The 10082-nt window shown below is 71.6% G+C and carries 12 protein-coding genes; 3 read left to right on the forward strand and 9 right to left on the reverse strand.

Going from position 1 to position 10082, the window contains the following annotated elements:
• Nucleotides 1-455 (reverse strand): hypothetical protein (locus tag B9S61_RS33025; RefSeq protein WP_103545480.1); only part of this gene is annotated, 455 nt, incomplete at its 3' end.
• 593 nt (nucleotides 456-1048) lie between these two features.
• Here B9S61_RS33025 and B9S61_RS33030 point away from each other — a divergent pair.
• Nucleotides 1049-1441, forward strand: a complete 393-nt coding sequence (locus B9S61_RS33030) for an alpha/beta hydrolase (RefSeq protein ID WP_258039984.1) — start codon at nucleotides 1049-1051, stop codon at nucleotides 1439-1441.
• Nucleotides 1442-1531: 90 nt separating this feature from the next.
• Here the strand turns inward: B9S61_RS33030 and B9S61_RS33035 are convergent, their stop codons facing one another.
• From B9S61_RS33035 to B9S61_RS33065, 8 genes are all read right to left on the reverse strand, one after another.
• On the reverse strand, nucleotides 1532-2047 hold the full coding sequence (locus tag B9S61_RS33035) for a TspO/MBR family protein (protein ID WP_103545474.1): 516 nt from the start codon (nucleotides 2045-2047) through the stop codon (nucleotides 1532-1534).
• Nucleotides 2048-2352: 305 nt separating this feature from the next.
• Entirely contained in the window at nucleotides 2353-2556 is a 204-nt protein-coding gene (locus tag B9S61_RS33040; protein ID WP_031104458.1) for a cold-shock protein, read from the reverse strand.
• A gap of 848 nt (nucleotides 2557-3404) precedes the next feature.
• Nucleotides 3405-3713: an SCO5918 family protein gene (locus B9S61_RS33045; protein ID WP_103545475.1), complete on the reverse strand. Its 309-nt coding sequence runs from the start codon at nucleotides 3711-3713 to the stop codon at nucleotides 3405-3407.
• Nucleotides 3714-3763: 50 nt separating this feature from the next.
• Complete coding sequence (locus tag B9S61_RS33050; protein ID WP_103545476.1) at nucleotides 3764-4168, reverse strand: CBS domain-containing protein; 405 nt, start codon at nucleotides 4166-4168, stop codon at nucleotides 3764-3766.
• Between the two features lie 46 nt (nucleotides 4169-4214).
• Nucleotides 4215-5705: a DEAD/DEAH box helicase gene (locus tag B9S61_RS33055; protein ID WP_103545477.1), complete on the reverse strand. Its 1491-nt coding sequence runs from the start codon at nucleotides 5703-5705 to the stop codon at nucleotides 4215-4217.
• 346 nt (nucleotides 5706-6051) lie between these two features.
• The gene (locus tag B9S61_RS33060; protein WP_023586116.1) at nucleotides 6052-6255 is read right to left on the reverse strand and encodes a cold-shock protein; all 204 of its coding nucleotides are present in this window, start codon (nucleotides 6253-6255) and stop codon (nucleotides 6052-6054) included.
• Between the two features lie 369 nt (nucleotides 6256-6624).
• Nucleotides 6625-7059 (reverse strand): hypothetical protein, encoded by a 435-nt coding sequence (locus B9S61_RS42865; protein ID WP_258039985.1) that lies wholly within the window; start codon nucleotides 7057-7059, stop codon nucleotides 6625-6627.
• A 46-nt stretch (nucleotides 7060-7105) separates the two neighbouring features.
• Entirely contained in the window at nucleotides 7106-8179 is a 1074-nt protein-coding gene (locus B9S61_RS33065; RefSeq protein ID WP_258039986.1) for a hypothetical protein, read from the reverse strand.
• Nucleotides 8180-8510: 331 nt separating this feature from the next.
• On the opposite strand from B9S61_RS33065, the gene B9S61_RS33070 reads away from it, so the two are divergent.
• Both B9S61_RS33070 and B9S61_RS33075 read left to right on the forward strand, forming a co-directional pair.
• Complete coding sequence (locus B9S61_RS33070) at nucleotides 8511-9119, forward strand: RNA polymerase sigma factor (RefSeq protein WP_103545478.1); 609 nt, start codon at nucleotides 8511-8513, stop codon at nucleotides 9117-9119.
• 107 nt (nucleotides 9120-9226) lie between these two features.
• Nucleotides 9227-10063: a DUF4397 domain-containing protein gene (locus tag B9S61_RS33075; protein ID WP_103545479.1), complete on the forward strand. Its 837-nt coding sequence runs from the start codon at nucleotides 9227-9229 to the stop codon at nucleotides 10061-10063.
• The last annotated feature ends 19 nt before the right edge of the window (nucleotides 10064-10082 follow it).

The raw sequence follows: 10082 nt of genomic DNA on the forward strand, positions 1-10082 counted from the left end.
CGCACGCCGGGCAGCAGCAGGCGGGCGGGCCGGTCCGTCAGCGCGCTCCATGCCGGACGGCCGGCGAGTGCGCCGGGCACGGTCCGCAGCGCGAGGCCCAGAAGCCCTCGCCGGCCGGTGGTGAAACGCAGGTCGAGTGGCCCGGCGGTGACGGTCCAGGCGTCGTCCGTGACGCTCACCTCGACCGGGACGACACGGACCGTGTCGAAGACGTAGGTGCCGCTGATGAAGTCCGCTGTCTCGCGCGTGGGGGCCAGCAGGAGTCTGTCCCCGGCGGCCCGCTCCAGCATCACGTCGCTGAACGCTCCGAAGGGTGACCGTTGCCAGTGTCCGAGCACGATCCGTGTGCTGGAGGACGTGCCCATGCCCGCGATCCAGCCGTCGAAGCGCACGCGCGGGCGTCGCGTGACGGCGCCGGAACGCCGTCGAGGGGAGTCGGGAAGGCTGCGCGACATGCTCCCGGACGCACGGCCTGGAGGACCCGAGCCGTCCATACCTGACTCCTCCCGAGAAGTGCACCAGAGGCTCACCGAGGGGTGCTTCCCACAGGCCCGCTGCGGCGGTCAGTGTCTCCTCCCGTACATCGACGTACATCGACGCCGGCGTCGGCCGGCCCGCCCGCAGCGCCGGCAGCCGCAAGCGCTGCTCTGCTCCGTATGCCACCACGGGCGTCGGGTCCCCCGCGCACGATCGAAGGAAACCCGCAGGCAGCGGCACGGCGGGCGGTACAGTACCGACCAGATCACGGCGAGGGCCAGGTCGCCGGGCGTCCGGGCGTCCGGGCGGCACCCTCGCCCGGCTCAGGGAAGGTAGTAGGTCTGCCGCAGGAACGCGGCGGTGTCCTGCAGGGCCTGGGTATAGCCCGCCTTGTAGTCGGACCCCGGTCGCATCTCCGCGCTCCCGGTGGCCGTCCCTCAGGGAACAGGCAGCCCATGCCGCCTACCGCGAGGGCTCCTCACCCGCCCGCTCTGCACGTCGGGCCGTTCCCCGGGGTTCATCCGGCCTGGTCGGCGGTTTGCGGTATGTGCGGGTGGGGACCCGGCTGCCCATGACCACGACGCCACGCCGTCGGATGCGGCAGAACCGCACCGCCGCCGACCGCGAGAAGTGGCCGCTGACCGCGGGCGTGCCCGCGAACATCTGGGCATGCGCCTACTGGGACAAGCCGGCCGAGGCGACTGTCAAGGTCGTGAAGGGCGGCCCGCGCAACACCCTGATCCTGCAGAACCGCCGGGACAACGCCACCCCGTGGGAAGGCGGCGTCGGACTGCACAAGGCCCTCGGCGACGGCTCCGCCTTCGTCGGCGTCGACAACGGCGGGCACTCCGTCTACGGCGAAGGCTCCGCCTGCGCCGACAAGGCCACCGTCGACTTCCTTGCCACCGGCCACCTGCCGGACAAGGACGTCTACTGCACCGACGTCACCCAGGAGGAGAAGTAGCCCGCCGCCGGAACTCGGTGTTCCCCTGTCCGGCCCGCTGTCCGGTGGGAGTCGCCTCGTACCGGGCCGCGTCCGGAGGGGCCGGCCTCGTCAGGCGTTGAGCCGCCAGATGGCGAAGTTGAGGGCCGCCGCGTACAGCACCCACAGTGCGTAAGGGACGAGGAGGAGCGCGGCAGCCGTACTCCTGCGCCGGAAGAGCACCATCGTGGCGCCGAGCGCCGCCAGCAGCAGGCAGATGTCGAGGAACGCGAGGCCGTACCGGCCGGCACTGAAGAACAGCGGCGTCCAGGCCAGGTTGAAGGCGAGCTGCACGCTCCAGAAACCGATCTCCGTTCTGGTCCGTGCCAGTGACCGGCGGCGCAGTACGAGCCAGGCGGAGAAGGCGATGGTGGCGTACAGCACCGTCCAGACCGGACCGAAGAGCCAGGAGGGCGGCGCCCAGTCGGGACGGTCGAGGGAGCGGTACGTGCCTGCCGAGTCCGACGCCGCGAGGCCGCCCAGGGCAGCCACCGTGTAGCAGACCGCGAGAAGCAGGAGCAGGACCAGGAAGGACCGACGCGAGGCGGAGCGGGATCGCGGATCCTGCCCGGGTGGAACTCCCGTCATCTGCCGTCTCCCCTCGGTGCGCCGATGGTGTGGCGGCCGGGTGCCCCGGAACCCGCTGTCCGATGCGGCACGCGCTGCCACGGCGTCCGCTCGCGCCCGTGCCGGTACGCGGACCCGCCTGGCAGGCTCCGACGTCGCACCGGCCCGGGGCCCTCAACGGACCAGGGGCCGCGCAGTGATCACTGTGCGGCCCCTGGTCCTGCCGGCCCGGCACGAGAGCGGGCGCCTCCGCCCGGGTGGCCGGGCCCGCAGAGGCGGCGGCCACCCGGACGCGGATGCGCGAACTACCGGGCAGGTCTGCGAGGTCAGGCCACGTTGATGTTCTCGGCCTGCGGACCCTTCTGGCCCTGGGTGACGTCGAACGTCACGGCCTGGCCCTCCTGGAGCTCACGAAAGCCCGTGGAGTTGATCGCGGAGTAGTGCGCGAAGACATCCGGGCCGCCGCCGTCCTGGGCGATGAAGCCGAAGCCCTTCTCCGCGTTGAACCACTTCACAGTTCCTGTAGCCATGTCCCATGCCTCCCAGTCGATGAACGCCTGCCACGTCGTGTGGCAGACGGAGGTGATCGCCCTGGTCCCTGCGGCACAGCACAGCAAAACCCCACGCCGAAGGCGAGGGCAGGAGGGAAGTCCGAACCACGACAGCTGACGCAGACGCTACACGCCCGCACACCGCGTCACCATAGGAAATGATCACAACGCGCACCGAGGCCGCGCGTGCGGTGCCCGCCGACGCGGACGGGCACGCCCGTCTCGGGCTGCTGCGGCCGGGTTCGCCGATGCAGCCGCACGGCGATACCCGGCGCCGGGCGTCGTCGTCGCACGAGTCGGCCGGACGAGTGTCGTGCGCTGTCGGCACCTCTCCGCGGGACGCGTGAAGGGGCCCTGGCGCCGTATCGGCACCAGGGCCCCAAGGACCTGCTACAACACTACCGGTCCTGCTCACGGCGGCCCCTTGTCACTGCGGGCCACCCGGTCCGGTCGTCAGTCCCGTCGCCGTCCTGCGACCGCTCTGGCTTCGGAACTCCACCACCGCACCGTCCTGCGAACTGCGTCCTGCTGCCCGGCAGTTCATCTCTGCCGGGCCTTGCTCGATCTCGGCTACGGAAGAAACTGTAGCTACACCACCGGCGAATGTCTACTCCGGCTGACACAGATTTCCGCGTTCCAGGAGATGAGGTAGTCCGTCCCGACGAGTCCGCCTCGACCGGACCGTCGCAGCCACGTGAGGGGCGGCTCGGCCGTTCGGGCCACTGAACGACAGCGACGGGAAGCCGCTGCACGCCGTGTGGGCCCGACCGGCGTACCGGTCGGGCCCACACGGTGGGTCGGGTGTCGACTCGTGTCTGCTTGTCCGGTCAGACCGTGACGGGGGTGCCGGGCATCGCGGCGGCGTGCCGCACCGGGCCGGCCATGCCCGCGGGCGCTGCCTTCGGCACGGCGCGGCAGGTGAAGCCGAGCCGAGCCATGGCCCGCAGGACCTCGGCGGCGCTGAAGTCACGGCGGTCCTGGCGCGTGATGACCTGGCCGACCTGCTTGGCGGGGTAGTGGCGGCGGCCGATGATCACCGATTCGCCGGTGGCCGGTTCGGGCTTGACGCCCTTCATCGATTCCAGCACGCCGCCCCTGGTGAGCTCGAAGGGGAAGCGGGCGATGACGCAGCGCATGTGACCTCACAGGGAGAAGGAAGGAACGGTCCTGACCGGGGCGAGGTGGTTCAGCGGGAGAGAGCGATGACGCCCAGGGCGCTGCCCTGCTCGTCGACCACCGGCAGGACACCGAGCCGGCGGTTGCGCATGGCCTGCTCCGCCTCGGCCATCGTGGTCACGGGTGAGGCGAACGAACCGTGGTCGCCGAGGATGTCGCGCACGCGGACGCGGTCCGTGTAGTCGGAGCTGTCACGGACGGCGGCGAGTTCGGTACGGGTGACCAGGCCGGTGCACTGGCCGTCCTGGTCGCAGACGACCAGGCGGACCGTGCGGGCGGCGGCCATGACGGCCAGTGCCACCTCGACGCTCATGTCGTCACAGACCTGCGGTCCGGCCGCGTCCATGACCTCCACCGCCGTCCTGTGCACGGAGTCGGCGTCCGCCGGGCGGGACTGCGTAGGGACCAGCGTCAAAAGGTACCTCCTGCGGAGATGGGCCGGTTTTCCTGTCACGAAGGTCCTAGGCCACCGCGCCGAGGCCGGACTGGCGTCCGGGGGCGCGCCTGGTCGCCGAGGCGGGGCGGCGGCGGCCCCGGGAGGCGGCGCCGCGCTTGGGGCGTTCGACCACCGGTGCGGTGATGACGACCGGAATGCCGGACGGGGCCTGGGCGCCGGTGATCCGGCTCAGGGCCTCGTCGCCCGCACGGACCTGGGTGGTCTGCGGCCGGATCTTGGCGTCCGACATCAGACGGGCCATGCTGCGGCGCTGGTTCGGCATGACCAGGGTGACGACGCTGCCGGACTCGCCGGCGCGGGCGGTACGGCCGCCGCGGTGGAGGTAGTCCTTGTGGTCGGTCGGGGGGTCCACGTTGACGACCAGGTCGAGGTCGTCGACGTGGATGCCGCGCGCCGCGACGTTCGTCGCCACCAGCACGGTGACATGCCCCGTCTTGAACTGCGCCAGCGTGCGGGTGCGCTGGGACTGCGACTTGCCGCCGTGCAGCGCGGCGGCCCGCACCCCGCTGCCGAGCAGGTCCCGGGTCAGCCGGTCGACGGCGTGCTTGGTGTCCAGGAACATGATCACGCGACCGTCGCGGGCGGCGATCTCGGTCGTGGCGGCGTGCTTGTCGGCGCCGTGGACATGCAGGACGTGGTGCTCCATCGTCGTGACCGCACCGGCCGACGGGTCGACGGAGTGCACGACGGGATCGGTGAGGTAGCGGCGTACCAGCAGGTCGACGTTGCGGTCCAGGGTGGCGGAGAACAACAGTCGCTGCCCCTCCGGCCGTACCTGGTCGAGCAGCGCCGTGACCTGGGGCATGAAGCCCATGTCGGCCATCTGGTCGGCCTCGTCCAGCACGGTGATGCCCACGTGGTTCAGCCGGCATTCGCCCCGGTCGATGAGGTCCTTGAGCCGTCCCGGCGTGGCGACGACGACTTCGGCTCCGCCGCGCAGCGCGCCGGCCTGCCTGCCGATCGGCATGCCGCCGACCACCGTGGCCAGCCGCAGCCGCACGGAGCGGGCGTACGGGGTCAGGGCGTCGGTCACCTGCTGGGCCAGTTCTCGCGTCGGTACGAGGATGAGCCCCAGCGGCTGGCGGGGCTCAGCACGCTGTCCGGCGGTGCGGGCGAGCAGCGCGAGGCCGAATGCCAGGGTCTTGCCGGACCCGGTGCGCCCCCGGCCCAGGACGTCGCGGCCCGCCAGGGAGTTCGGCAGCGTCGCCGCCTGGATCGGGAACGGCACGGTCACTCCCTGCCTGCCGAGTTCGGCCAGCAGCTGCCCGGGCATGTCGAGTTCGGCGAAGCCCTCGACTGCCGGCAGTGCGGGGGTGACCGTCCTGGGCAGCGCGAACTCGCCCTGCACGGCGGCGGGCCGACGGCCGTAGCCGCCGGAGCGGACGGGCCCGCCGGTACGGCGCGGCGCCTTCGCGCCGTAGCCGCCGCCCCTCGAGGCGTCGGCCCGGCCGTCACGGAAGCGGGCGGGGCGGTCGTTCGTGTACGTGCGGTTCATGCGGAACCTTCCTCGATGTGGCACATATCAAGGAATTCCCGCCGCGATGAATGGCACGGAGAATTACAAGTATGGACCGGTGGTAAAAGAAAGCAGATCTGACCGGCGGAAACATCCGTGGGCACAGGTGCTGAAATGAGTGACGCGAGGGGACCTTGCGATCCCGGCGCCGGCCGGGAAGGTGCGGCGCTTCAGGATGCGTGTGCTTCCCGGGGGCGGAGCCGCTGCCTCGGGACTGCGGATTCCTCCGGGTCACCCCGCGGGTGAAAGCCGCTACGGGGTACGCGTGCAGCTGGGGCCCGCACCCCGAAGGATGCGGGCCCCAGCTACGGATTGCGCGTGAGCGTCAGGCCGGAACGATGTTCTCGGCCGTCGGGCCCTTCTGGCCCTGCGCGATGTCGAAGGTCACCTTCTGGCCCTCGAGCAGCTCACGGAAGCCCTGCGCCGCGATGTTCGAGTAGTGGGCGAACACGTCGGCGCCGCCACCGTCCTGCTCGATGAAGCCGAAGCCCTTTTCGGCGTTGAACCACTTCACGGTACCAGCAGCCATGTCATATCTCCTTCGGGGCAGTGCAGCGGCGTCCGCATCATGCCGACGCCGTGTCGCCGCGATGATTACCCCGCCCGGAAACGACCGGAAATACAAAAGTGCTCCCGACCGGCAGAAGCCTGGTGGGGGCACTTGAAGTTCTGGGAACCACAACTGCAACTGAGATCGACAATAGCACGCCGAAACGGCCCGTGCGCGCCGGATAATTCCACTCCGCCCTTCGCGGCACAAACTCCGGTAGCGCGGCCCTCCAATATCTGATCCCTCGGGAACAGATATTGATTCGCTCCGGGCGCCGCTCCGGGCGCCGCCGCAGCGGACGGCCGTACCACAGTCGTCCCGGTGAGCCGTCCCGATTCCTGCCCTCGGTCACCCCGAGGCCGGCTGTTCCGCTATCTCCTTGATCCAACCGGCGCTCTTCGCCGGGTCGTCGAGGGTGTCCGCCCACGCTTCCGGCTCGAGCTTGTGCTGGGCGGGGCCCGATTTGAGAGCGATGAGAAGGGCGCGGGCGGACTCCCTCATCTCGGCCGTCGTGCCGCCGCTGCCGGGGATGCCCGGCCCTGCCGCCAGGGCGTAGATCTCGCGTGCCATGGCCTGGCGTTCGCCCTGCGACACCTTCTTCCAGAACTTCAGTGCGTGCTTCAGCGATTCGCCGCGGGACGCGGCCTCCGCCGGGTCCTTGCCCGCCGGCGCCCAGCGCTCGGGGTGGCGCTTCTCCTCGTAGCGCTTCGTGGCGGCGCGGAGCGCCTTGTGGAGGGTGACGCCGAGGACGAGGCCGCGGCCCCGGCCCCGGCGAGGCCCCATCCGACCGGATTGCTCGCCAGCCCGGCCGTTCCCGCCGCGACCGCCGTCACGACGCCGGCCGCGGCCTTGGTGATTCGCCCACCGCGCCGCCGACCGTCTCCTTGCCCATCTTGGTGAGCTGCTTCTTCTTCGCGTACTCCTGCACCCGGTTCAGCTTCTCCACGTCCTGCTCCGCGCACCGCAGGCTCTCGGCGGCGTCGCGGGCCTCCCCCATCGCCTCCCAGGCGGCGTCGATGGCCTCGGCGACGAGCTCCAGCCGGCCCTCGCCCTCGTGGTTCCAGTAGGCGTCCAGCGCGACGTACGCCTCCGCCGCGGCCCAGTCGGCCTGCTCCCGCGACTCGTTCAGCCGGGCCAGTGACCCCGCGTGGACGAGGTGGGGGTCTCCGAGCTCCTTCACCATCTTGTACTTGCGGGCCGCTCCCCCGACGCGGAAGACCGCCCGCACGCCCTTGACCGCGCCGACGGAGGCGCTGGCGACACCGCTCGCCTCGGACGCCACCGCGGCGTCCGCCGCCTTCTGGATCTTGGTCACCTCCTTGGCGATGGCCGCGCTGTAAGCGGCCGAACCGGCGGCGCCGACGGCCGTGTCGGCCCCCTTGGTCCTGGCCTTCTTCTTCGCCGTGTGATGGCCGGCCCCGGTCTCGTGCTTCTTGGCGTCCTTCATGTTCTGGTACGCCTCCATGCCGTTGACCACGGTGCCGGTGGCCTCCGTGAGGAGGTTCCCCGACCCGGCGGAGGTGCCCGAGGCGGCGGCGGAGTGTTTGACGCCCTCGTCGGCCGCGGCGGCGGCGTGCTGGGTGAAGCCCGCGTTGACGGGGGTCTGGACACCCTTGACGAAGGTGTCGATGGGCTCGAGATTCTTCTTGAACCTGTCCAGCAGCGCGGCGATCCGGTCGCGGTAGTTCTTCTGCGCCCCGGCGGACGCACCGCCGTTCTCCGGCGCCTTCCCCTTGTCCTCGCCCCTGGCACGCTGCACCGCCGCGGTCGTGGCCCGGTTGCCGGCGCTGGACTGCATCCGGAGAAGGGGGTGCCCCGCCGGGCTCCCGGCCCGGCCCTGCCGGGGCGGCATCGACACGACGGCGGACGGCCGTGTGGCGGCGCGGTGGACCGGGGTGCTCATGGGATGCCTCTCCTGCTGCCGGACCGGGCGAGGCGAAAGTAGCCGGGCCCGGCCAACAGAAGGAGTGTTGCGGGGAAACTCCCCGGGGACGCCGCGGAACACGTGGCCGGAGACCCGGTCCCGGACAGCGGCTCGGGCTTCCCCGCGCGTTCCGCCGCGACGGCACGTCAGCCGTCGGCGTGACAGCGGCTCCGGGACACGACCGCCCGGTCCGGATGCGGGCCCAGCGGACCGCCCCTCCTCCCGTACGACGCACAAACGACGCATGTTGTCTTGCATCGTTTCTGCGGCGAACACTGGGAGCACGCGCACGGCAGGAGGAGTACAGGTCATGAGCATCCGCACGCGGCCCACCGGCGTTCTCGTCCCGCCCGTGGAGGAGACGCGGTACGAGGAGGAACTGGCCCGGGGGCTCGTCGCGGCCGACGCCGAGGCGTTCGCGGCGATCTACCGGCGCTGGGGATCACTCGTGCACACCATGGCCACCCGGTCCCTCGGTGACACCCACGAGGCCGACGACGTGACCCAGCAGGTCTTCATCGGCGCCTGGCGCGGGCGGCACGGTTTCCGTCCGGACCGGGGTCCGCTCGGCGCCTGGCTGGTCGGCATCACCCGCCGCAAGATCGTCGACGCGCTGGCCGCCAGGACCAGGCGCCTGTCCGTCGCCGACTCGGCCGCCCGCGCCGCCGCCCGCCCCGGACCGGTCCCCGCGGCGCCGGACGACGTGCTGGACCGGGTGCTGCTCGTCGAGGCCCTGTCCCGACTGCCGTACGCCCAGCGGGAGGTGCTGTGCATGGCCTTCTACGAGGACCTCACCCAGGCCCAGATCGCGGCGCGCACCGGTGTGCCCCTGGGCACCGTCAAGAGTCACGCCCGCCGCGGCCTGCACCGGCTGCGCCTGGCGATCGAGCAGGACCACATGCCCGCCGCGGACATGTGACCGGACCAGGAAGACGGTGCCCCGGACGCATCCGCGGCACCACCCGACCAGGAAGCACCACCGAGACTCCGCAGCGTGCGGAGAATCCATGCGAAGGGCTGATTCCCATGACCTCCCGGACCCCCCTCACCATCGCCGCCTCGGCGGGTGCCTGCGCACTCATCCTCGGGGTGGCCGCACCCGCCCTGGCCGCTCCCGACGCGGCAGAGGAGACGGCCTCGGTGTCCGTCTTCCACGGCAGCCCCGGAATGACGGTCGACGTCTACGCCAACGGCGACGAGCTGATCGGCGACTTCGAGCCCGGCACGGTGACCGAGCCGCAGTCCCTCGCCGCCGGAACCTACGACATCCAGATCTTCGAAGCGGGCCAGGGCCCCGACGGCACCCCGGCCCTCGAGAAGGAGGTGAAGGTGCCCGAAGGAGCCGACGCCACGGTCGCCGCCCATCTCTCCGCCGACGGCAAGCCGCAGTTGACGGCCTTCACCGACGACGTCTCCCGGGTCGACGCCGGGAAGTCCCGCCTGACGGTCCGTCACGTCGCCGCGGCCCCCGCCGTGGACGTACGGGCCGGCGGACAGCCCGTCTTCACCGGCCTGACCAACCCCGGCGAGGAGAGCGCGACGGTCGACGCGGGTACGGTCGAGGCCGACGTGGTCCTCGCCGGTACGGACACCGTGGCCATCGGACCGGCCGACCTGAACCTCGAGGAGGGCACGAGCAACGTCGTCTACGCCTGGGGCAGCGCCGGGGACGAGAACCTCGCGCTGGCCACCCAGAAGTTCAGCGGCATGGAGTCGACGCCCAACGCCGTGCACGCGGGTGGCAGCGGCGCCGCCGTCACCCCGAACTCCTCCGACACGTGGCCGGCCTGGGCCGCCGCGACCGGAGCGGTCGCCGTGACCGGCGTCCTGGTGGCCCGCCGGGTGGCGGGCCGACGTGCCTGACACCACGCGGCGGCTGATC

It is taken from the genome of Streptomyces sp. SM1 (genome assembly GCF_002910825.1).
GTDB classification, from domain to species: domain Bacteria; phylum Actinomycetota; class Actinomycetes; order Streptomycetales; family Streptomycetaceae; genus Streptomyces; species Streptomyces okerensis.

Bases quoted from the DNA above. Each gene is read 5' to 3' on its own strand.
- B9S61_RS33030 (WP_258039984.1), top strand. From the start codon at position 1,049: ATGACCACGACGCCACGCCGTCGGATGCGGCAGAACCGCACCGCCGCC.
- B9S61_RS33035 (WP_103545474.1), bottom strand. From the start codon at position 2,047: ATGACGGGAGTTCCACCCGGGCAGGATCCGCGATCCCGCTCCGCCTCG.
- B9S61_RS33040 (WP_031104458.1), bottom strand. From the start codon at position 2,556: ATGGCTACAGGAACTGTGAAGTGGTTCAACGCGGAGAAGGGCTTCGGC.
- B9S61_RS33045 (WP_103545475.1), bottom strand. From the start codon at position 3,713: ATGCGCTGCGTCATCGCCCGCTTCCCCTTCGAGCTCACCAGGGGCGGC.
- B9S61_RS33055 (WP_103545477.1), bottom strand. From the start codon at position 5,705: ATGAACCGCACGTACACGAACGACCGCCCCGCCCGCTTCCGTGACGGC.
- B9S61_RS33060 (WP_023586116.1), bottom strand. From the start codon at position 6,255: ATGGCTGCTGGTACCGTGAAGTGGTTCAACGCCGAAAAGGGCTTCGGC.
- B9S61_RS42865 (WP_258039985.1), bottom strand. From the start codon at position 7,059: ATGGGGCCTCGCCGGGGCCGGGGCCGCGGCCTCGTCCTCGGCGTCACC.
- B9S61_RS33065 (WP_258039986.1), bottom strand. From the start codon at position 8,179: ATGAGCACCCCGGTCCACCGCGCCGCCACACGGCCGTCCGCCGTCGTG.
- B9S61_RS33070 (WP_103545478.1), top strand. From the start codon at position 8,511: ATGAGCATCCGCACGCGGCCCACCGGCGTTCTCGTCCCGCCCGTGGAG.
- B9S61_RS33075 (WP_103545479.1), top strand. From the start codon at position 9,227: ATGACCTCCCGGACCCCCCTCACCATCGCCGCCTCGGCGGGTGCCTGC.